Source organism: Serratia sp. JKS000199 (assembly GCF_900215455.1).
Taxonomy (GTDB): Bacteria; Pseudomonadota; Gammaproteobacteria; order Enterobacterales; family Enterobacteriaceae; genus Serratia; species Serratia ureilytica.
In genome coordinates, this window is the sequence record NZ_LT907843.1 from 1 (window position 1) to 22,757 (window position 22,757).

General features: G+C 59.4%; 19 protein-coding genes. 17 read left to right on the forward strand and 2 right to left on the reverse strand.

Annotated elements, in window-relative coordinates; translation table 11 throughout:
- Positions 1–78: hypothetical protein (locus CPH57_RS24640; protein WP_231922842.1), on the reverse strand; the 78-nt coding region annotated here is incomplete at its 3' end.
- Positions 79–950: 872 nt separating this feature from the next.
- Here CPH57_RS24640 and leuO point away from each other — a divergent pair.
- The 5 genes from leuO (at position 951) to cra (ending at position 7,924) form a co-directional block, all read left to right on the forward strand.
- Positions 951–1,898 (forward strand): transcriptional regulator LeuO, encoded by a 948-nt coding sequence (leuO, locus tag CPH57_RS00010; protein WP_033641849.1) that lies wholly within the window; start codon positions 951–953, stop codon positions 1,896–1,898.
- Between the two features lie 465 nt (positions 1,899–2,363).
- Positions 2,364–4,172 carry a long-chain fatty acid--CoA ligase gene (locus CPH57_RS00015; protein WP_047025199.1) on the forward strand — a complete coding sequence of 603 codons (1,809 nt, stop codon included), beginning with the start codon at positions 2,364–2,366 and terminating at the stop codon, positions 4,170–4,172.
- Positions 4,173–4,488: 316 nt separating this feature from the next.
- Complete coding sequence (gene ilvI / locus CPH57_RS00020; RefSeq protein ID WP_028127857.1) at positions 4,489–6,207, forward strand: acetolactate synthase 3 large subunit; 1,719 nt, start codon at positions 4,489–4,491, stop codon at positions 6,205–6,207.
- Between the two features lie 2 nt (positions 6,208–6,209).
- Positions 6,210–6,701, forward strand: coding sequence for an acetolactate synthase small subunit (ilvN, locus tag CPH57_RS00025; protein WP_004932806.1), 492 nt, complete (start codon positions 6,210–6,212; stop codon positions 6,699–6,701).
- Between the two features lie 218 nt (positions 6,702–6,919).
- Entirely contained in the window at positions 6,920–7,924 is a 1,005-nt protein-coding gene (gene cra, locus CPH57_RS00030; protein WP_004932801.1) for a catabolite repressor/activator, read from the forward strand.
- A gap of 34 nt (positions 7,925–7,958) precedes the next feature.
- Here the strand turns inward: cra and CPH57_RS00035 are convergent, their stop codons facing one another.
- Positions 7,959–8,399 carry an L-alanine exporter AlaE gene (locus CPH57_RS00035; protein ID WP_096241892.1) on the reverse strand — a complete coding sequence of 147 codons (441 nt, stop codon included), beginning with the start codon at positions 8,397–8,399 and terminating at the stop codon, positions 7,959–7,961.
- An 862-nt stretch (positions 8,400–9,261) separates the two neighbouring features.
- Here CPH57_RS00035 and mraZ point away from each other — a divergent pair.
- The 12 genes from mraZ (at position 9,262) to CPH57_RS00095 (ending at position 22,757) form a co-directional block, all read left to right on the forward strand.
- Positions 9,262–9,720 carry a division/cell wall cluster transcriptional repressor MraZ gene (gene mraZ, locus CPH57_RS00040; RefSeq protein ID WP_004932796.1) on the forward strand — a complete coding sequence of 153 codons (459 nt, stop codon included), beginning with the start codon at positions 9,262–9,264 and terminating at the stop codon, positions 9,718–9,720.
- A 2-nt stretch (positions 9,721–9,722) separates the two neighbouring features.
- Complete coding sequence (rsmH, locus tag CPH57_RS00045) at positions 9,723–10,664, forward strand: 16S rRNA (cytosine(1402)-N(4))-methyltransferase RsmH (RefSeq protein ID WP_004932794.1); 942 nt, start codon at positions 9,723–9,725, stop codon at positions 10,662–10,664.
- A complete protein-coding gene (ftsL, locus tag CPH57_RS00050) occupies positions 10,661–10,981 on the forward strand; it encodes a cell division protein FtsL (RefSeq protein ID WP_033651674.1) in 321 nt (106 codons plus the stop codon). The genes rsmH and ftsL overlap by 4 nt, the downstream gene beginning before the upstream one ends.
- Before the next feature lie 42 nt (positions 10,982–11,023).
- A complete protein-coding gene (locus CPH57_RS00055) occupies positions 11,024–12,787 on the forward strand; it encodes a peptidoglycan glycosyltransferase FtsI (RefSeq protein ID WP_004932790.1) in 1,764 nt (587 codons plus the stop codon).
- A complete protein-coding gene (gene murE / locus CPH57_RS00060) occupies positions 12,774–14,261 on the forward strand; it encodes a UDP-N-acetylmuramoyl-L-alanyl-D-glutamate--2,6-diaminopimelate ligase (protein ID WP_033641853.1) in 1,488 nt (495 codons plus the stop codon). The genes CPH57_RS00055 and murE overlap by 14 nt, the downstream gene beginning before the upstream one ends.
- Positions 14,258–15,619 (forward strand): UDP-N-acetylmuramoyl-tripeptide--D-alanyl-D-alanine ligase, encoded by a 1,362-nt coding sequence (gene murF / locus CPH57_RS00065; RefSeq protein WP_096241893.1) that lies wholly within the window; start codon positions 14,258–14,260, stop codon positions 15,617–15,619. Before murE ends, murF begins: the two co-directional genes overlap by 4 nt.
- Positions 15,613–16,695, forward strand: coding sequence for a phospho-N-acetylmuramoyl-pentapeptide-transferase (gene mraY, locus CPH57_RS00070; protein WP_004932782.1), 1,083 nt, complete (start codon positions 15,613–15,615; stop codon positions 16,693–16,695). The genes murF and mraY overlap by 7 nt, the downstream gene beginning before the upstream one ends.
- A 2-nt stretch (positions 16,696–16,697) precedes the next feature.
- A complete protein-coding gene (gene murD, locus CPH57_RS00075) occupies positions 16,698–18,017 on the forward strand; it encodes a UDP-N-acetylmuramoyl-L-alanine--D-glutamate ligase (RefSeq protein WP_025301569.1) in 1,320 nt (439 codons plus the stop codon).
- Positions 18,014–19,216 (forward strand): cell division protein FtsW, encoded by a 1,203-nt coding sequence (gene ftsW, locus CPH57_RS00080; RefSeq protein ID WP_015376649.1) that lies wholly within the window; start codon positions 18,014–18,016, stop codon positions 19,214–19,216. The genes murD and ftsW overlap by 4 nt, the downstream gene beginning before the upstream one ends.
- A 3-nt stretch (positions 19,217–19,219) precedes the next feature.
- Positions 19,220–20,284, forward strand: coding sequence for an undecaprenyldiphospho-muramoylpentapeptide beta-N-acetylglucosaminyltransferase (murG, locus tag CPH57_RS00085; protein ID WP_004932773.1), 1,065 nt, complete (start codon positions 19,220–19,222; stop codon positions 20,282–20,284).
- 84 nt (positions 20,285–20,368) lie between these two features.
- Positions 20,369–21,844 carry a UDP-N-acetylmuramate--L-alanine ligase gene (gene murC, locus CPH57_RS00090; RefSeq protein ID WP_025301571.1) on the forward strand — a complete coding sequence of 492 codons (1,476 nt, stop codon included), beginning with the start codon at positions 20,369–20,371 and terminating at the stop codon, positions 21,842–21,844.
- Complete coding sequence (locus CPH57_RS00095; protein WP_033651670.1) at positions 21,837–22,757, forward strand: D-alanine--D-alanine ligase; 921 nt, start codon at positions 21,837–21,839, stop codon at positions 22,755–22,757. The genes murC and CPH57_RS00095 overlap by 8 nt, the downstream gene beginning before the upstream one ends.

A 22,757-nucleotide genomic window follows, 5' to 3' on the forward strand; every position in this document is an offset into this window, starting at 1 on the left:
TTTTACGCTCAGGCTGGCCTGCAATGCCTGTTCGCCATCACGCAGCGTGGTATCGAAAATAATGACTTGTTGGCTCATCGGTGCATTCCTTATCGTGTTGATTTCACGCTAAGCGGGCAAAAAAAAACCCGCGCAGTAGCGCGGGTTTCTTATGGGTGATCGGCTGAGTCAGCTCCGAACTTCGTCCACAGGCATACCGCGCAAACAAGATGCGTTGAGTAGTAGGCCTAGTAGACGGTGAGTACGGATCATAATGGTTCAGCTTCTCTTAAATTGGGTGTCTGCCTAATTTGATACGTGATTGGCCTGGCGATGTCAACACCTGATTGAATGCGGGGACAATGCACCGGCTATGCGTCCAAACAGAGGATCATTCGGTAAAAATGCAGCGCTATAGAGAAAAAATGGGAGCAGTTTGCGTGCTGCTTAGCATAAACGAATCGAATATATACTGCGCTAATTGCTTCTGGATTTTGTTGGGTTAAGATTTGTGATGAAAAAATAAGGAGGATTAATCACGGGAGGAAACAAAATAACATTTTTAATGCGAATGATTTAAATTGAATTCATATGATTAATTGATTGTTTTAGTCATAATATAACAAAATAATGCGATTTTACACAAAGCGATTGATGTTTTTAGATGGTTTGATTGCTTATGATGTGTTTTTATAGTTTGTCTCATACAGTGGGGTTACGTTGTTTAATTGTATTAATCATTGTTAATACCTAATTATTAGTACCACCCAGGTGGCATTCTTCCTGCTGACGGTAGAAGTGACTGATATGCATTCCATATACGACTTAAATCGTGTCGATAACACGAGGTTTTTTATCGGCTGATGACGGTAATGGCAGGATTTGTCGTGCAAAGATAAGACAATGCGGCGTTTCATTGTTTGTCGAGCATAAGGATTAGATTATCTACACAGGATTTAGTGGAGTGAAATATGGCTGAATATGATTCAGAAATCGCCATGGTCAAAGAGCCGGCGGACATCCATTTGCGCAGCGTCGATCTTAATTTGCTGACGGTGTTTGACGCCGTGATGCAAATGCAAAATATTACGCGAGCCGCTAATTCGTTAGGGATGTCGCAGCCGGCGGTGAGCAACGCGGTAGCGCGTCTGAAGGTGATGTTCAACGACGAGCTGTTCGTGCGCTGCGGGCGCGGGATCCAGCCCACCATGCGGGCCAGGCAGCTGTTCGGGCCGGTGCGGCAAGCGCTGCAGCTGGTGCAAAATGAGTTGCCGGGATCTGAGTTTGAGCCGCTGACCAGCACGCGAGCGTTCTCCCTGTCCCTGTGCAGCCCGCTCGATTTGCGTCTGGGCGCCGGGATAATCAATCACGTCAAACAGATAGCGCCGCAGCTTAACCTGCAAATAAAGTCATACATTAACAATAATATTGAACATCAATTGCGTTATCAGGACGTCGAATTTGTCATCGGCTACAGCCGTTTCGAGTCGGCGGAGTTTCGCAGCCTGGCGATGTTCGACGACGAATTAGTGCTGGCGGTTGCGCAGGCGCACCCGCGAATAGGGGAGGAGGTGACGCCGGAACACATGTTGGCCGAACAGCATGCGGCGGTTTCCCTGGAAAGTTTTGGATCGTTCAGTAAACCTTTCTATTTAGAGGAGCCGATGCTGCGCGCCGTGACACAACAGTGCACGGACCTCTACAGCGTGTTGAATATGGTGTCGCAAACGGAAATGGTGGCGATTGCGCCCGCCTGGTTGGTGCGGCAACAGACGGAGGCGTTGAAAATAAAGGCGGTTCCTTTGTGCGCCAATCACAATAAAGCGACCTGCTATCTTTCCTGGCATGAATCCTCCGAACGGGATAAAGGGCACCAGTGGATGAAGTCCGTCCTGATTGAGGCGGGTAACCCAAAGTAAAGCGATAAAAAATGGGGATATATAAAGATAATATTCAACTGAGCGTTTTTTTCTCATGATAAAAACTAAGAACTATCTGGGTTTTTATTAAGATGTTTCTTGGTTTTGCGGCGATTAAATAACTTATTTTCAGGGTGAGTTGGTTCGTTTACCAAAAATAATTAATATAAATTAATATTCTGATTTTTACTTTACGACTGGTATTTTTAACTAACTCGATGCGGCGGCCCGGATGGGCCGCGTTTTATTGCCGCCAGCAAACCTTTTCCTTCCCGTTCTGTCCAACCCATGAAAACGCGAAAGCCGGCCTGAGTTTTGGCTCACACTTCTACGCTGAAATCGCTTTTCCCCCTGCCTGAGAGTAGGTAGACTGCGCGGAAAAAAGTAAACACGTGTAAGCTGAGATGAGGGCCGTAAGGCGTCGTTCAGGCTTAACTGTATGATTCATTTCAGGCTTAGAGCACTATGATCACTAATCTGCTGCAATACCATTTGATCCATCGTATACAGCATCAAATCACCCACCGAGCCGATCGCACAGCTTTTCGCCAATGGTCGCCCAACGGCGAGTTTCAACTGACCTGGGAAGAGGCCGCCGTTCGCATCGATCGCATTGCCGCCGGGCTGTTGGCCCTGGGGGCCGAAGTGCAAGAGCGCATCGGCATTTTCGCCAATAACGGCATGGCCTGGTCGCTGGCCGATCTCGCGATTCTCCACCTGCGCGGCGTCAGCGTGCCGCTCTATTCCACCAATACGCCGGCGCAGGCGGCCTTCGTCATCAACGACGCCGACATTCGCATACTGTTCGTCGGCGAACAGGCGCAGTTGGACGCGGCCATCGCGCTGCGCGGCGTTTGCCCACAGCTGCGCCATATTATCGTGTTTGACCAAGATGCCGACCTGCGCGGCTGCGAGATAGCGCGACACCTGAGCGCCTTCGAGCATGCCGCCGATCCGACGGCTTTTATCGCTCAACGTCGGCAGCGCATTGAAGAGTGCGACCTGCAGGACCTCTTCACCCTGATCTATACCTCGGGCACCACCGGCGAGCCCAAAGGGGTGATGCTGGATTACCGCAACCTGGCGGCGCAGCTCTACCTGCATGATGAGAGACTGACGGTCGGCGAAGAGGATGTGTCGCTCAGTTTCCTGCCGCTGTCGCATGTGTTCGAGCGTGCCTGGAGCTTCTTTGTCATGCATTCCGGCGCGCAGAACGTCTTCCTGCCGAACACCGACTGGGTGCGGGAAGCGATGGGGCAGGTTCGCCCGACGCTGATGTGCGCGGTACCGCGTTTCTACGAGAAGATTTTCAGCGCGGTGCATGAAAAAGTGGCGCGCGCGCCTTGGCTGCGCCGCGCGCTGTTCCACTGGGCGATCGTCTGCGGGGAGCGCAAGTTCCTTCAGGAGCGGGCCGGCAAACCGTTGGGTAAACTGTTCGAACTCTCTCATCGCTGGGCCGACAAGCTGGTATTGAGCAAGCTGCGCGGCATCCTCGGCGGCCGGGTGCGCTTCCTGCCGGCGGCGGGCGCCAAGCTGGATGACAATGTGATCCTGTTTTTCCAGGCGATGGGCGTCAACATCAAGTACGGCTATGGCATGACCGAAACCTGTGCGACCGTGTCCTGCTGGGAAGAAGGGCATTTCCGCTTCGGCTCTATCGGCAAACCGCTGCCGGAGGTCGAGGTGCGCATCGGTGAAGAAAATGAAATCCAGGTGCGCGGGCCGATCGTGATGCGCGGCTATTTCAACAAACCGTTGGAAACCGCCGCGACCTTTACCGCAGACGGCTGGCTGAAAACCGGCGATGCCGGGGCGATCGATGAAGAGGGCAATCTGTTCATCACCGAGCGCCTTAAGGATTTGATGAAAACCTCCGGCGGCAAATACATCGCGCCGCAGATGCTGGAAGGCACGCTGGCGCAGGACCGCTTTATCGAGCAGGTGGCGATCATCGCCGATGCGCGCAAGTTCGTTTCCGCGCTGATCGTGCCGTGCTTTGAGTCGCTGGAAGAGTACGCGAAGTCAGTCAACCTGAAGTATCAGGATCGCCTGGAGCTGCTGCGCAACGGTGAAATCCTCGAGATGTTCGAAAAGCGTCTGCGTGAGATGCAAAAGGAGCTGGCGCGCTTCGAGCAGGTGAAGAAGTTCACGCTGCTGCCGGCGGCCTTTTCCATGGAGCTGGGGGAGCTGACGCCAACGCTGAAGCTGCGCCGCAAAGTGATCCTGCAGCGCTATCAGCGTGAAATCGACTCCATGTACCAGGAACAGGGCTGAGGCCGCCGCCGGACCGCGCGTTCGGCGAAAAAAACGGCATATTCTTCGCCTGATTTAGTTCTGTAATTTTCCCTCTGTTCGAAACAATGCCTAGCCTGACGCCCCTGGGGCTAGCGCATTGTTTTTATAAAGTCGCGATCTCCAGCCGCTTGGCAATAACCCCGCCGTCGTTAAGCCATTTTGCCGTTTGCCTGCCCCATATTCTGACGTTATGTTAATTCGATAGCGACAACCCATAAAAATTTAGGGGCATTGCCCCGCAGCAGGCGCTACGTTCCGGCGCCAGAGAAGAATAAGCAAGCCTGGAGGCAAACCCATGGAGATGTTGTCAGGAGCCGAGATGGTCGTCCGATCGTTGATCGATCAGGGCGTTAAACATGTATTCGGCTACCCCGGCGGGGCGGTGCTCGATATCTACGACGCCCTGCATACGGTCGGAGGGATCGATCATATTCTGGTGCGCCACGAGCAAGGTGCGGTGCACATGGCCGACGGTTACGCGCGCGCCACCGGCGAAGTGGGCGTGGTGCTGGTGACCTCCGGCCCCGGCGCCACCAACGCCATTACCGGTATCGCTACCGCTTATATGGACTCGATCCCGATGGTCGTCCTGTCGGGGCAGGTGCCCAGCTCGCTGATCGGCTACGACGCCTTCCAGGAGTGCGATATGGTGGGGATTTCTCGGCCGGTGGTGAAACACAGCTTCCTGGTGAAACGCACCGAAGACATCCCGGCGGTGTTGAAGAAGGCCTTTTACCTGGCCTCCAGCGGCCGCCCCGGCCCGGTGGTGATCGATCTGCCGAAAGACATCGTCGGCCCGGCGGTGCGGATGCCTTATGCCTATCCGCAGGACGTGAGCATGCGTTCTTACAACCCGACGGTGCAGGGCCACCGCGGGCAAATCAAACGCGCGCTGCAAACCATTCTGGCGGCCAAAAAGCCGGTGATGTACGTCGGCGGCGGCGCGATCAACGCTGGCTGCGAAGCAGAACTGTTGGCGTTGGCGGAGCAGTTGAACCTGCCGGTGACCAGCAGCCTGATGGGGTTGGGGGCCTTCCCCGGTACCCACCGCCAGAGCGTTGGCATGCTCGGCATGCACGGCACCTATGAAGCCAATAAAACCATGCACCATGCCGACGTGATCTTCGCCGTCGGCGTGCGTTTCGACGATCGTACGACCAACAATCTGGCCAAATACTGTCCGGATGCCACCGTGCTGCACATCGATATCGATCCGACCTCGATCTCCAAAACGGTGGACGCCGATATCCCGATCGTCGGCGATGCCAAGCAGGTGCTGGTGCAGATGCTGGAGCTGCTGGCGCAGGACGAGAAAGCGCAGGATCACGATGCGCTGCGCGATTGGTGGCAGTCTATCGAGCAGTGGCGCGCCCGCGACTGCCTGGGCTACGACAAAAACAGCGGCACCATCAAGCCGCAGGCGGTGATTGAAACCCTGCATCGCCTGACCAAAGGCGACGCCTATGTGACCTCGGACGTCGGCCAGCACCAAATGTTCGCCGCGCTCTATTATCCGTTCGACAAACCGCGCCGTTGGATCAACTCCGGCGGCCTCGGTACCATGGGCTTCGGCCTGCCGGCGGCATTGGGCGTCAAGCTGGCACTGCCGGAGGAAACCGTGGTGTGCGTGACCGGCGACGGCAGCATTCAGATGAATATTCAGGAGCTGTCCACCGCGCTGCAATATAACCTGCCGGTGGTGGTGGTGAACCTCAACAACCGCTATCTGGGCATGGTCAAGCAATGGCAGGACATGATTTATTCCGGCCGTCATTCGCAGTCTTACATGGATTCACTGCCGGACTTCGTCAAGCTGGCCGAGGCTTACGGCCATGTCGGTATCGCCATCCGCACGCCGGATGAGCTGGAAAGCAAGCTGGCGCAGGCGCTGGCGGAAAAAGAGCGGCTGGTGTTCGTCGACGTGACCGTCGATGAAACCGAACATGTCTACCCGATGCAGATCCGCGGCGGAAGCATGGACGAAATGTGGCTTAGCAAAACGGAGAGGACCTGATCATGCGCCGTATTTTATCTGTCTTGCTGGAAAACGAATCCGGCGCCCTGTCGCGCGTGGTGGGGTTGTTCTCCCAGCGCGGTTACAACATCGAGAGCCTGACGGTGGCGCCGACCGACGATCCGACGCTGTCGCGCATGACTATCCAGACCGTCGGCGACGAGAAAGTGCTGGAGCAGATTGAGAAGCAGTTGCACAAGCTGGTGGACGTGTTGCGCGTCAGCGAGCTGGTGCAGGGCGCTCACGTTGAACGCGAGATCATGCTGGTGAAGCTGCAGGCCAGCGGCTACGGCCGTGAAGAGGTGAAACGCTGCGCCGATATTTTCCGTGGCCAGATCGTCGATGTGACGGCGACGCTGTATACGGTGCAGCTGGCCGGCACCAGCGACAAGCTGGACGCCTTCCTGAGCGCGGTGCGTGAAGTGGCGGAGATTGTGGAAGTGGCGCGTTCCGGCGTGGTCGGCGTGTCGCGCGGCGACAAAATCATGCGCTGAGCGCGGTCTGGCGGCGAATAATCGGGGGCGCGGCGTGGCTGCGCCCTTTGTTTTTCGGCCTTTTTTGCCCGATTGCCGGCACCTTTCGGCAAAAGCGGTTGCTAGGTAGTGTTTTCTGCTGTTAGATCGCAGAGGCTGGATTGAATAACCGCACGGGATGCCATGGTTAATCCGAGCACAGCCTTCACTTCTATTTTCAGCGTCATTAAGGGGTTAATGTGAAACTGGATGAAATCGCGCGTCTCGCGGGCGTTTCGCGCACGACGGCCAGTTATGTCATCAACGGCAAGGCGAAGCAGTATCGTGTCAGCGATAAAACCGTCGAGAAAGTGATGGCCGTGGTCAGGGAGCATAACTATCACCCGAATGCCGTCGCGGCGGGGCTGCGCGCCGGGCGCACCCGTTCTATCGGCCTGGTGATCCCGGATCTGGAAAATACCAGCTATACCCGCATCGCCAACTACCTGGAGCGCCAGGCGCGCCAGCGGGGTTACCAATTGCTGATCGCCTGTTCCGAAGATCAGCCGGACAACGAAATGCGCTGCATTGAGCACCTGCTGCAGCGTCAGGTGGACGCCATCATCGTCTCCACCGCCTTGCCGCCGGAGCATCCTTTCTATCAACGCTGGGCCAACGATCCGCTGCCGATCATCGCGCTGGACCGCGCGCTGGATCGCGAGCATTTCATCAGCGTTGTGGGCGCCGATCAGGAAGACGCTTTTGCGTTGGCGCAGGAGCTGCGCACCTTCCCGGCGGAGTCGGTGCTGTACCTGGGCGCCTTGCCGGAGCTTTCGGTCAGCTTCCTGCGTGAGCAGGGCTTCCGCCAGGCCTGGCAAGAGGATCCCCGCCACGTCGATTACCTGTACGCCAACAGCTACGAACGCGAAGCCGCCGGCGCGCTGTTTGCCGAATGGTTGAAAACGCACCCGATGCCGCAGGCGCTGTTTACCACGTCGTTCTCTTTATTGCAGGGCGTGATGGACGTGACGCTGAAGCAACGCGGCCGCTTGCCGACCGATCTGGCGATCGCCACCTTCGGCGATCATGAACTGTTGGATTTCCTTGAGTGCCCGGTATTGGCGGTTGCGCAGCGCCATCGCGACGTGGCCGAGCGCGTGCTGGAACTGGTGCTGGCCAGCCTGGACGAACCGCGTAAACCCAAGCCGGGGCTGACGCGCATTCGCCGCAATCTGTTCCGCCGCGGCAGTCTGAGCCGCAAGTAGTTTGGCTGACAGGGGCCCGCGTTGGCGGGCTCCTTTAGACGTAACCCGCTACCCGAAACAGCCGCCGGCAGTACTCCAGGAAGTAACCATACACCACGCCCATCGCCATGGAGACCAGCGCATTGCTGGTTACCGCCGCCAGCATTTGTTGGCCGTCGGCGCCCACGCTCCATAAAATTGCAGCATAAACCGGCGACTGGAAGCTGACATAGGCCAGCAGATCGGCGAGATTGCGCAGTAGGAACTGGCCGTGCGGGCAGCGGCGCGCCGTGCGGATAAACAGATCGCGATAGCGGCCATAAGGCCAGGCGATCAGAATGTTGACCGGGATCGACAACAGGCGTGAAGAGAGGGATTGCTGGAAGCTCATGCCGGAGATCAACACTTCAATCGCCATACCGGCGATAAAGCAGTACACCACCAGTGCAAACGTATCGGCAGCGGCGCTGCGCCAGTGTGCGGCGGGCGAAATCATGTATCTCTCCTTTGTGTTAATGTGCTGTTAATTTTATAATTTGTGGTTGTTAATTCTGGTTTTTTGCTTTTTATATAGTTTACTGATCTGGTTTGTGTTTTTTAACTAGGTTTATATTTTTATTTTTAACATTTGTTCGGTTTTTGTCCCGCAGGGCCGGGGCGCAGGAAGGGATGGAGAGATTAAAATCGGTGTTTTTAAATAAACCTATTAAAAACATGCTGTTGCGATTTTTTGTGTCCGCGGGGGGATTTTTCCGGCAAAAATTGTGGAAATAAAGGTGTAAGAAAATGAAACCATAATTGTAAACAGGTGTTTTGGGAATAATCTTACCAAATTGATTTAAATCGAAATTACTTCTGCTCGTAATATCCGAGCCATTTATTTTCGCCGTGCTCTCATCATGGCGGTGCAAATTGAAGTAAAATAGCGCTCGGTTTTACGGTGAATAACGATTGAGCGTTATTAACTCAAGGAGTTATAGCCTTATTCTGCGGTCGACTCGTCAGGCGCCGAGCCTTGGCGCGCGCGGGGCGGCAGCGGTTACAGCCCTGAGATTGCCGAGCTGAAAAATGAGACATGGCTTGCAGAAGGAAGTAATGAGTTAATTAATCGCCAGTTCGTCAGGTTTTTAATCAGATTCTTTCCGCCTAGAAAATTCTCTCCGTTTATCATGGTGTTAATTTTTAATCGTCGAATAATCAGAGTTTCTTTCGCGAGTCAGCTCCCAAAATGACCAGAGAAATATTGCCAAAGCGCTGGCGCTCTGGCTTGACAAGGTTTTCATACCCTCCGTAAACTCCATTGTGTGGGAATTTGTGGGGTAAAGTGGTGAAAACGGTCACTAAGGGGTAGCTCAGGAATGTTCCGTGGAGCGACGATGGTCAACCTCGACAGCAAAGGGCGGCTCGCCGTACCTACCCGATATCGGGAATTGCTCAACGAGGAATCGCAAGGCCAAATGGTCTGTACCATTGACCTCCATCAGCCCTGCCTGCTGCTTTATCCTTTGCCCGAATGGGAAATTATTGAACAAAAATTATCACGTCTGTCGAGCATGAATCCCGCCGAGCGCCGCGTTCAGCGCCTGCTGTTGGGACATGCCAGTGAGTGTCAGATGGATAGTGCCGGTCGTTTGCTGTTAGCCAGTACGCTGCGGCAACACGCCGGGCTCACGAAAGAAGTGATGCTGGTCGGTCAGTTCAACAAGTTTGAACTGTGGGATGAACAGACCTGGTATCAACAAGTCAAGGATGATATTGACGCTGAACAGTCGACTCAGGAACCGTTGTCTGAGCGGCTACAGGACTTGTCGCTATAAGCATGTTGGAAAACTATAAACACACCACCGTCCTGCTGGACGAAGCCGTCAACGGCCTCAATATCCGCAGCAACGGCATATATATCGACGGTACTTTTGGTCGCGGTGGCCATTCTCGTCTGATTCTGTCCCAACTGGGGCCGGAAGGGCGCTTGCTGGCAATTGACCGTGACCCTCAGGCGATTGCAGCCGCCAAATCTATTGAAGATCCTCGTTTTACCATCGTACACGGCCCATTTTCCGAGTTGTCGCACTATGTGCGGGAGCGCGAGCTGGTGGGCAAGATCGACGGCGTTCTGCTCGATCTGGGCGTTTCCTCGCCGCAGCTTGACGACGCGGAGCGCGGGTTCTCCTTTATGCGCGACGGTCCGCTGGACATGCGCATGGATCCGTCCACCGGCCTGTCTGCCGCAGAGTGGCTGATGAAGGCCGAAGCGGACGACATCGCCTGGGTGCTGAAAACCTTCGGCGAAGAGCGTTTCGCCAAGCGCATCGCGCGCGCCATCGTCGAAAGAAACCGCGTGGAGCCGATGACGCGCACCAAAGAGCTGGCGGATCTGATCGCCGATGCCAGCCCGTTCCGTGAAAAGCACAAGCATCCGGCGACGCGCAGCTTCCAGGCGATCCGCATTTATATCAACAGCGAGCTGGAAGAGATCGAGCGTGCGCTCGACGGCGCGCTGGAAGTGCTGGCCCCGCAGGGCCGTTTGTCGATCATCAGCTTCCATTCGCTGGAAGACCGCATCGTCAAACGCTTTATGCGACACCACAGCCGCGGCGCCCAGGTGCCGGCGGGCATTCCGTTGACCGAGGAGCAACTGCGCGGCATGGGCGGGCGAACGCTGAAAGCGCTGGGCAAAATGATGCCGTCGGAAGCGGAAGTGGCGGACAACCCGCGTGCGCGCAGCTCGGTGCTGCGCATTGCTGAGAGGATGCCCGCGTGATTGGCAACGAACGTCACGGCCTGGTCGGGGTGATTGGCGGCGATCTGCTGCGCAACGCCAAGATCCCCATGATTTTACTGATTGCGTCACTGGTCTCCGCGATTTTCGTGGTGACCACCGCGCACCGCACCCGCCTGCTGACCGCCGAACGCGAGCAGCTGGTTCTGGAGCGCGATGCGCTGGATATCGAGTGGCGCAACCTGATTTTAGAAGAGAACGCCCTCGGCGATCACAGCCGGGTTGAACGTATCGCGACAGAAAAACTGCAGATGCAACACGTTGATCCATCGCAGGAAAATATCATCGTTAAACAATGAATGGTTTAACCGGAATAATGACACGGAGTAGAAAGGAAACGCATGAAAGCAGCGCGCCCCGGTAAGTTGAGACGCCAGGAAGATCAGGCCAGCTTTGTCAGCTGGCGTTTTGCGTTGCTGTGCGGCTGCATTTTGCTGGCGATGGTTGGCCTGATGCTGCGCGTCGCGTACCTGCAGGTCATCAACCCCGATCGTCTGGTGAAAGAAGGCGACATGCGTTCGCTGCGCGTGCAGGAAGTGCCGACCGCGCGCGGCATGATCAGCGATCGCGCCGGCCGCCCGTTGGCGGTCAGCGTGCCGGTGAATGCGGTGTGGGCCGATCCGAAAGAGCTGAACGAACGCGGCGGCATCACGCTGGACAGCCGTTGGAAAGCGCTTTCCGATGCGCTCAACATCCCGCTGGACCAGCTTTCCAACCGCATCAACGCCAACCCGAAAGGGCGCTTCGTTTATCTGGCGCGCCAGGTTAACCCGGCGATCGGCGACTACATCCACAAACTCAAGCTGCCGGGGATCTACCTGCGGCAGGAGTCGCGCCGTTACTACCCGGCGGGGCAGGTGACGTCGCACATCATCGGCGTGACCAACATCGACGGGCAAGGCATCGAAGGCGTCGAGAAGAGCTTCGATCGCTGGCTGACCGGGCAACCGGGCGAGAGAACGGTGCGCAAGGATCGCTTCGGCCGAGTGATTGAAGATATCTCCTCCGTCGATAGCCAGGCGGCGCATAACCTGGTGCTGAGCGTCGATGAGCGCCTGCAGGCGCTGGTGTATCGCGAGCTGAACAACGCCGTGGCGTTCAACAAGGCCGAATCGGGCACTGCGGTGCTGATCGACGTGAACACTGGCGAAGTGCTGGCGATGGCCAACAGCCCGTCTTATAACCCGAACAACATGGCCGGTACGCCGAAAGAAACCATGCGTAACCGCGCTATCACCGATATTTTTGAACCCGGTTCAACCGTGAAGCCAATGGTGGTGATGACCGCGCTGCAAAACGGCGTGGTGAGAGAAAACAGCGTGCTGAACACCATCCCGTACCGCATTCAGGGCCACGAGATCAAAGACGTGGCGCGGTACTCGGAGCTGTCATTGACCGGGATCTTGCAGAAGTCGAGTAACGTCGGTGTTTCAAAGCTGGCGTTAGCGATGCCGTCCTCAGCGTTAGTAGATACTTACTCTCGTTTTGGGCTGGGAAAAGCGACCAATTTGGGGCTGGTCGGAGAAAGCAGTGGCATATACCCAAAAAAACAACGGTGGTCTGACATAGAGAGGGCCACCTTCTCTTTCGGCTACGGGCTGATGGTAACTCCGTTACAGTTGGCGCGAGTCTATGCAACGATCGGCAGTCTGGGCGTGTATCGCCCATTGTCGATCACCAAGGTTGACCCTCCGGTCGCCGGCGAACGCGTTTTCCCTGAACCTCTGGTGCGCACCGTGGTGCACATGATGGAAAGCGTGGCCTTGCCGGGCGGCGGCGGCGTGAAAGCCGCCATCAAGGGATACCGTATCGCCATCAAAACCGGTACCGCGAAAAAAGTGGGCCCGGACGGCAAATACGTCAACCGATACATCGCTTATACCGCCGGCGTCGCGCCGGCAAGTAACCCCCGTTTTGCCCTGGTGGTCGTCATCAACGACCCGCAGGGTGGGAAATACTATGGTGGCGCAATCTCCGCGCCGGTGTTCGGAGCCATCATGGGCGGCGTATTGCGCACCATGAACGTCGAGCCTGACGCGTTGCCCACCGGTGACAAAAGCGAATTAGTGATTAACAAGAAAGAGGGTTCAGGTGGCAGATCGTAATTTGCGCGACTTACTCGCCCCGTGGGTGCCGACGGCGCCCGGGCGCGCGCTGCGGGAAATGACATTAGACAGCCGTGTGGCGGCTGCCGGGGATCTGTTTGTCGCCGTGGTCGGCCATCAAACGGATGGACGCCGCTATATTCCGCAGGCCATTGCGCAGGGCGTCGCCGCCGTGATCGCCGAAGCTGAGGGTCAGGCCGAAGACGGCGCCATCGTTGAGATGCACGGCGTGCCGGTGATCTACCTGAGCCAACTGAACCAGCGCCTTTCCGCGCTGGCCGGGCGTTTTTACCATCAGCCGGGCGAGCGTCTGCGCCTGGTCGGCGTGACCGGCACCAACGGCAAAACCACCACCACGCAGTTGTTGGCGCAGTGGAGCCAACTGCTGGGCGAAACCAGCGCGGTGATGGGCACCGTCGGCAACGGTCTGCTGGGCCAGGTCTGCCCGACCGAGAATACCACCGGTTCTGCGGTGGATGTTCAACACGTATTAAACGACTTGGCGGAACAGGGCGCGACCTTCGCCGCGATGGAAGTCTCATCCCACGGTTTGGTGCAACACCGGGTGGCGGCGCTGCCGTTCGCTGCCGCGGTCTTCACCAACCTGAGCCGCGATCACCTGGATTACCACGGTGACATGGCCAATTACGAAGCGGCCAAATGGTCGCTGTTCGCCGCCCACAATGTGGGGCAGGCGATCATCAACGCCGACGATGAAGTCGGCCAGCGCTGGCTGAGCAAGCTGCCGGATGCGGTGGCGGTGACGATGCAGGGCAACCTGCAGCCGGGCTGTCACGGCCGCTGGCTGAAAACCACGGCGGTCGATTATCACGACAACGGTGCCACGGTTCGGTTCAGCTCCAGCTGGGGCGACGGCGAGATCGAAAGCCGCCTGATGGGCGCTTTCAACGTCAGCAATCTGCTGTTGGCATTGGCGACGCTGCTGTCGCTTGGCTACCCGCTGGAGGCGCTGGTGGAAACCGGCAACCGTCTGCAGCCGGTCTGCGGCCGCATGGAAGTGTTTAACGCGCCGGGCAAACCGACGGTCGTGGTGGATTACGCCCACACGCCGGATGCGCTGGAGAAAGCGCTGGAAGCGGCGCGCCTGCACTGCCAGGGGCAGCTGTGGTGCGTCTTCGGCTGCGGCGGCGATCGCGACAAGGGCAAGCGTCCGCTGATGGGCGGCATCGCCGAGCAGTTCGCCGATCGCGTGGTGATCACCGATGACAACCCGCGTACCGAAGAGCCGCGCGCGATTATCAACGATATCCTGACCGGATTGTTGGATGCCGGGCAAGCGCTGGTGATCCACGGCCGCGCCGAAGCGGTGACCAGCGCCATCATGCAGGCGCAGGAGCAGGATGTGGTGTTGGTGGCGGGCAAAGGCCACGAAGATTATCAGCTGGTGGGCAACCGCCGCCTGGATTACTCCGACCGCACGACGGTCGCCCGACTGCTGGGGGTGCTGGCATGATCCCTGTCTCTCTTCAGACACTGGCTGAGGTATTGAGCGCTGAACCGATCGGCGCCGATTGCCAAATTGTCGAGGTGACGACAGACACCCGCAAGGTGACCGCCGGTTGCCTGTTTGTGGCGCTGAAAGGCGAGCGTTTCGACGCTCACGACTTCGCGGCGGATGCCGTAGCCGCAGGCGCCGGGGCGTTGCTGGTCAGTAAGCGCTTATTGGTGGACGTGCCGCAGCTGGTGGTGAAAGACACCCGTCTGGCGCTGGGGCAGCTTGGCGCCTGGGTGCGTCAGCAGGTGCCGGCGCGCGTGGTGGCGCTGACCGGCTCCTCGGGCAAGACATCGGTGAAAGAAATGACCGCCGCCATTCTGCGTGAATGCGGCGAAGTGCTGTATACCGCCGGCAACTTCAATAACGACATCGGCGTGCCGTTGACGCTGTTGCGTCTGGAGCCGCAGCATGATTTTGCCGTGATAGAGCTGGGCGCTAACCACATTGGCGAAATTGCTTACACCACCGCATTGACGCGTCCGCAGACCGCTTTGGTGAACAACCTGGCGGCGGCGCACCTGGAAGGCTTCGGCTCGCTGGCCGGCGTCGCCCAGGCGAAAGGTGAAATCTTTACCGGCCTGCCGGCCGACGGCGTGGCGATCATCAACGCCGATAACAACGACTGGCCGCACTGGCAGAGCATGCTGGGCGGCAAAACCGTCTGGCGCTTCTCGCCGCAGGCGGCCGAAGGCGTGGACTTCTTCGCGCACGACGTGCGGGTGAACGGCGCAGGCACGCAGTTTACGCTGCACAGCCCGTTCGGCACCGCCGAGATCGCGCTGCCGCTGCCGGGGCGCCACAACGTGGCCAACGCGCTGGCGGCCACGGCGCTGGCGATGTCGGTGGGCGCGACCCTCGAAGCAGTGCGTCAGGGGTTGAAACAATTGCAGGCGGTGCCGGGGCGTTTGTTCCCGGTGGCGCTGGCCGAAGGCAAGCTGCTGCTGGACGACAGCTACAACGCCAACGTCGGGTCGATGACCGCGGCGGCGCAGGTGCTGGCGGAGATGCCGGGCTACCGCGTGATGGTGGTCGGCGATATGGCCGAGCTGGGCGCAGAAGCGGAAGAGTGCCACCGTCAGGTGGGTGAAGCCGCCCGCCAGGCCGGGGTCGATAAAGTGATCAGCGTCGGCGGGTTGAGCCGCGTGCTGAGCGAGGCTTCCGGCAATGGCGAACATTATCAGGACAAGACAGCAGTGATCGCGCGCGTGGCGGAATTACTGTCGGAACATGCGGTCATCACCGTGTTAATCAAAGGTTCACGTAGTGCCGCAATGGAGCAGGTAGTACGCGCGTTACAGGAGAAAGCACCATGTTAGTTTGGCTGGCCGAGCATTTGGTCAAGTATTACTCAGGCTTCAACGTCTTTTCTTATCTGACGTTCCGAGCCATTGTCAGCCTGCTGACCGCGCTGTTCCTGTCGCTGTGGATGGGCCCGCGGGTGATCAAGCGTCTGCAAGAAATGTCCTTCGGCCAGGTGGTGCGTAACGACGGCCCCGAGTCGCACTTCAGCAAGCGCGGCACGCCGACTATGGGCGGCATCATGATCCTGACCTCCATCACCATTTCGGTGCTGATGTGGGCCTACCCGTCCAACCCGTATGTCTGGTGCGTGCTGTTTGTGCTGGTGGGTTACGGCATCGTCGGTTTCGTCGATGACTACCGCAAGGTGGTGCGTAAGGACACCAAAGGGCTGATCGCCCGCTGGAAGTATTTCTGGCAGTCGGTGATTGCGCTGATTGTCGCATTCGCCATGTACGCCGTAGGAAAAGACACGCCAGCCACCGAGCTGGTTGTGCCGTTCTTTAAGGACGTGATGCCGCAGTTGGGCTTGCTGTACATCCTGCTGGCCTATTTCGTCATCGTCGGCACCAGCAACGCGGTCAATCTGACCGACGGTCTGGACGGCCTGGCGATTATGCCGACGGTATTCGTGGCGGCCGGTTTCGCGCTGGTAGCCTGGGCGACCGGTAACATGAACTTCGCCAACTACCTGCATATTCCGTATCTGCGTCATGCCGGTGAGTTGGTGATCGTCTGCACCGCCATCGTCGGCGCCGGCCTCGGCTTCCTGTGGTTCAACACCTACCCGGCTCAGGTGTTTATGGGCGACGTCGGTTCGCTGGCGCTGGGCGGCGCGCTGGGCACCATCGCGGTGCTGCTGCGCCAGGAGTTTTTGTTGGTGATCATGGGCGGCGTGTTCGTGGTAGAGACGCTGTCGGTGATCCTGCAGGTGGGATCGTTCAAGCTGCGCGGACAACGCATTTTCCGCATGGCGCCGATTCACCACCACTATGAATTGAAAGGCTGGCCGGAGCCGCGTGTGATCGTGCGCTTCTGGATCATTTCGCTGATGCTGGTGCTGATTGGCCTGGCAACGCTGAAGGTGCGTTAATCATGGCAGACTATCAGGGTAGAAAAGTCGTCATCATCGGGTTGGGCCTCACCGGCCTGTCCTGTGTCGATTTCTTCATGGCACGCGGCGTGACGCCGCGCGTGATGGATACCCGTATCGCGCCGCCAGGCTTGGACAAACTGCCTGAAAGCGTGGAGCGCCATCTGGGCGATCTGAACCAGGACTGGCTGCTGGCGGCGGATCTGATCGTCGCCAGCCCGGGCGTCGCGCTGGCGACCCCGGCGTTGAGCGCCGCGGCTGACGCCGGCGTGGAAATCGTCGGCGACGTCGAACTGTTCTGCCGCGAGGCGCAGGCGCCGATCGTGGCGATTACCGGCTCCAACGGCAAGAGCACCGTCACCACCCTGGTGGGCGAGATGGCGAAAGCCGCCGGTTGGGCGGTGGGCGTGGGCGGCAATATCGGCCTGCCGGCGCTGAGCCTGTTGCGCCAGGAATGTCAGCTTTACGTGCTGGAGCTGTCCAGCTTCCAGCTGGAAACGACGTATAGCCTGCGGGCGGCGGCGGCGACCATCCTGAACGTGACCGAAGATCATATGGATCGCTATCCGTTCGGCCTGCAGCAGTATCGCGGCGCCAAGCTGCGCGTGTATGAAAACGCCGCGGTGTGCGTGGTGAACGCGGACGATGCGCTGACCATGCCGGTGCGCGGCGCCGACGAACGCTGCGTTAGCTTCGGGGCGGACGTGGGCGACTATCACCTGAACCGTCAGCAGGGCGAAACCTGGCTGCGGGTGCGCGGTGAGAAGGTGCTGAACACGCGCGAGATGAAGCTGACCGGCCGCCACAACTACACCAACGCCCTGGCGGCGCTGGCGTTGGCGGATGCGGTCAATATCCCGCGTGCCTCCAGCCTGAAGGCGTTGACCACCTTCACCGGCCTGGCGCACCGCTTCCAGCTGGCCTGGGAGCACAACGGCGTGCGTTGGATCAACGATTCCAAAGCCACCAACGTCGGCAGCACCGAAGCGGCACTGAACGGCCTGCAGGTGGACGGCACGCTGCATCTGCTGCTGGGCGGCGACGGCAAGTCCGCCGATTTCTCGCCGCTGGCGCGCTATCTGCAGGGCGATAACGTGCGGCTGTATTGCTTTGGCCGCGACGGCGCCCAGCTGGCGCAGCTGCGGCCGGAAGTGGCGACGCTGACCGAGACCATGGAGCAGGCGATGCGCACCATCGCCGGCCGCGTACAGCCCGGCGATATGGTGCTGTTGTCGCCGGCCTGCGCCAGTCTCGATCAGTTCCGTAATTTTGAAGTGCGCGGCGATGAGTTCGCCCGCCTGGCGCAGGAGCTTGGCGGATGAAACTACGCTTGCCGAACTTCGGGCTGACAGAACGGCTGAAAGACTGGGTGACCGGCGCGCGCGACAACGACGCGGTCAACATGGTGCTGTACGATCGCACCCTGCTGTGGCTGACCTTCGGGTTGGCGATCATCGGCTTCGTGATGGTGACCTCGGCGTCGATGCCGATCGGCCAACGCCTGGCGGACGATCCGTTCCTGTTCGCCAAACGCGATGCGCTGTACCTCGGCCTGGCGTTCGGCCTGTCGTTGGTGACGCTGCGCATCCCGATGGAAGTTTGGCAGCGCTACAGCAACGTGATGCTGCTGATGTCGATCGTGATGCTGCTGATCGTCCTGGTGGTGGGGAGCTCGGTGAACGGGGCCTCGCGCTGGATCGCGCTCGGCCCGCTGCGTATTCAGCCGGCGGAGCTGTCCAAGCTGTCGCTGTTCTGCTACCTGGCGAGCTATCTGGTGCGCAAGGTGGAAGAGGTGCGCAGCAACTTCTGGGGCTTCTGTAAGCCGATGGGCGTCATGGTGGTGCTGGCGGTGCTGCTGCTGGCGCAGCCGGATCTCGGCACCGTGGTGGTGCTGTTCATCACCACGCTGGCGATGCTGTTCCTGGCTGGCGCGAAAATGTGGCAGTTCCTGGCGATCATCGGCTCCGGCGTGTTCGCCGTGGTGCTGCTGATTATCGCGGAACCGTACCGTATGCGCCGCGTGACCTCGTTCTGGAACCCGTGGGCCGACCCGTTCGGCAGCGGCTACCAGTTGACCCAGTCGCTGATGGCATTCGGCCGCGGCGAGTTCTGGGGGCAGGGGCTCGGCAACTCGGTGCAGAAACTGGAGTATTTGCCGGAAGCGCACACCGACTTCATCTTCTCCATTTTGGGTGAAGAACTGGGCTATATCGGTGTGGTTTTAGCCCTGTTAATGGTATTCTTCGTCGCTTTTCGCGCGATGTCCATCGGGCGCCGCGCGCTGGAGATCGACCAACGCTTCTCCGGCTTCCTGGCCTGCGCGATCGGCGTGTGGTTCAGCTTCCAGGCGCTGGTTAACGTCGGCGCCGCCGCGGGCATGTTGCCGACCAAAGGTCTGACGCTGCCGCTGATCAGTTACGGCGGCTCGAGCTTGCTGATTATGTCGACGGCGATCGTGCTGTTGCTGCGAATTGATTATGAAACGCGCCTGACCAAGGCTCAGGCGTTTGTGAAGAGGTAAGGGATGAGCGGGAAACCTAAGCGTTTAATGGTGATGGCAGGCGGTACCGGCGGGCACGTGTTCCCGGGGCTGGCGGTCGCGCATCATCTGATGGCGCAGGGCTGGCAGGTGCGCTGGCTCGGAACCGCAGACCGAATGGAAGCCGATCTGGTGCCGAAGCACGGGATCGAGATTGATTTTATCCGCATCTCCGGCCTGCGCGGCAAGGGCCTGAAGGCCCAGTTGACGGCGCCGCTGCGGATCTGGCAGGCGGTGCGGCAGGCGAAAGCCATCATGCGCAGTTATCAGCCGGATGTGGTGCTGGGGATGGGCGGTTACGTTTCCGGCCCCGGCGGCCTGGCGGCCTGGCAGTGCGGCATCCCGGTGGTGCTGCACGAGCAGAACGGCATCGCCGGCTTGACCAACCGCTGGCTGGCGCGCATCGCCGCCAAAGTGATGCAGGCCTTCCCCGGCGCGTTCCCGAACGCCGAGGTGGTGGGCAACCCGGTGCGCACCGACGTGTTGGCGCTGCCGTTGCCGGCGGAGCGGTTGCAAGGGCGCGAAGGCCCGATCCGCGTGCTGGTGATTGGCGGAAGTCAGGGCGCCCGCGTGCTGAATCAGACAGTTCCTGAAGTCGCGGCGCGTTTGGGCGATAGAATTACGCTCTGGCATCAGGTTGGCAAGGGCGCGCTGGAAACGGTGCTGCGCGACTACGAGAGGGTAGGGCAGACACAGCACAAGGTGACCGAGTTCATCGACGACATGGCCGCCGCCTATGCCTGGGCCGACGTAGTGGTCTGCCGCTCCGGCGCGTTGACCGTCAGCGAAATCGCGGCGGCGGGGCTGCCGGCGATCTTCGTGCCGTTCATGCACAAGGATCGTCAACAGTACTGGAACGCACGCCCGCTGGAAGAAGCCGGCGCGGCGAAGATTATCGAACAGCCGCAGTTCAACGCCGATGTGGTGGCCGAACTGCTGGCGAGCTGGGATCGCAAGACGCTGCTGGCCATGGCCGAGAAAGCGCGCGCGGTCGCCATTCCGGACGCCACCGAGCGCGTGGCGGCGGAGCTGGTGCGGCTCGCCAAGTAACGAGTGCAGGGGTTCGGCGCGCCGAACCTGAATAAAAGCAATGTGATGTAGGGCCGGGGTACCGGATCCGGATTAGAGAGAGTGATGAATACACAACAACTGGCGAAACTACGTACTATCGTGCCCGAGATGCGTCGCGTCCGGCACATTCACTTTGTCGGCATCGGTGGCGCCGGCATGGGTGGTATCGCCGAAGTGTTGGCAAACGAAGGGTATCAGATCAGCGGCTCCGACCTGGCGCCGAATCCGGTGACCCAGCAGTTGAGCGCGCTCGGGGCGACGATTTATTTCAATCACCGTCCGGAAAACGTGCTGGATGCGAGCGTGGTGGTGGTGTCTACCGCCATCTCCGCCGACAACCCGGAGATCGTCGCCGCCCGTGAAGCGCGCATCCCGGTGATCCGCCGCGCTGAAATGCTGGCGGAGCTGATGCGTTTTCGCCACGGCATCGCTATCGCCGGCACGCACGGCAAAACCACCACCACGGCGATGGTCTCGAGCATTTACGCCGAAGCCCGTCTGGACCCGACCTTCGTCAACGGCGGGCTGGTGAAGGCGGCGGGGACCCACGCACGACTGGGGTCCAGCCGTTATCTGATCGCGGAAGCGGATGAGAGCGATGCGTCGTTCCTGCATCTGCAGCCGATGGTGGCCGTGGTCACCAACATCGAAGCCGACCATATGGACACCTACCAGGGCGACTTCGAGAACCTGAAGCAGACGTTTATCAATTTCTTGCACAACCTGCCGTTCTACGGTCGCGCGGTGATGTGCATCGACGATCCGGTGGTGCGTGAGCTGCTGCCGCGCGTGGGTCGCCATATCACCACCTACGGTTTCAGTGAAGATGCCGATGTGCGCATCGAAGACTACCGGCAGATTGGGCCGCAGGGGCACTTTACCCTGAGCCGTCAGGACAAACCGTTGCTGACGGTGACGCTGAACGCGCCGGGCCGCCACAATGCGTTGAACGCAGCGGCGGCGGTGGCGGTAGCGACCGAAGAAGGCATCGACGACGAAGATATCCTGCGCGCGCTGGCGGGCTTCCAGGGCACCGGGCGCCGCTTCGATTTCCTCGGCGAGTTTCCGCTGGAGCCGGTCAACGGCAAAGCGGGCAGCGCGATGCTGGTGGACGATTACGGCCACCATCCGACCGAAGTGGACGCCACGTTGAAAGCGGCGCGCGCCGGTTGGCCGGACAAGCGTCTGGTGATGATCTTCCAGCCGCACCGCTACACGCGCACCCGCGATCTGTACGACGATTTCGCCAACGTGCTGTCGCAGGTGGATGTGCTGCTGATGCTCGACGTGTACGCCGCCGGCGAAGCGCCGATCCCGGGCGCGGACAGCCGCTCGCTGTGCCGCACCATCCGCAGCCGCGGCAAGCTGGATCCGATCCTGGTTTCCGATGCCGATACCGTGCCGGAAACGCTGGCGCAGCTGCTGCAGGATGAAGACCTGGTGCTGGTGCAAGGCGCCGGCAACGTGGGCAAAATCGCCCGTAAACTGGCCGAGCTGAAGCTGCAGCCGCCGAAGAAAGAGGAGGAGCACCATGGCTGATAAAGTTGCAGTTCTGCTGGGCGGCACCTCCGCTGAACGTGACGTTTCTCTGCAGTCCGGCGCCGCGGTGCTGGCCGGGTTGCGCGAAGCCGGTATCGATGCGCACGGCGTCGATACCCGCGATTTCCCGGTGACCCAGCTGAAAGAGCAGGGGTTCACCAAAGTGTTTATCGCGCTGCACGGCCGCGGCGGCGAGGACGGCACCCTGCAGGGGCTGCTGGAGTTTCTCGAGTTGCCTTATACCGGCAGCGGCGTGATGGCCTCGGCGCTGACCATGGACAAATGGCGCACCAAGATGGTGTGGCAATCGATGGGCTTGCCGGTGGCGCCTTACGTGGCGCTGAATCGCCAGCTGTATCTCGGCGCCGAAAAAGCGGCGCTGCTGGCGCGCGTGGCGGATCTCGGTCTGCCGGTGATCGTCAAGCCGAGCCGTGAAGGCTCCAGCGTTGGCATGAGCAAGGTCACCGAAAGCGCGGCGTTGGCAGCGGCGTTGGAAGAAGCCTTCCGCCATGACGACGATGTGCTGGTGGAGAAGTGGTTGAGCGGCCCGGAATACACCGTGGCGATGCTGGGCGACCAGGTGCTGCCGTCTATTCGTATCCAGCCGGCCGGCGTGTTTTACGACTATCAGGCCAAGTACATTTCGGACGACACGCAGTACTTCTGCCCGAGCGGTTTGAGCGCCGAGCAGGAAGCCGAGATGGCGGCGTTGGCGCTGCGCGCCTACCGCGGTCTGGACTGCAGCGGCTGGGGCCGCGTCGATGTGATGCAAGACAGCGATGGCAGCTTCTATCTGCTTGAGGTGAATACCTCTCCGGGCATGACCAGTCATAGCCTGGTGCCGATGGCGGCGCGCCAGTTTGGATTAAGCTTCTCGCAGCTAGTGGCGAGAATTTTGGAGTTGGCCGACTGA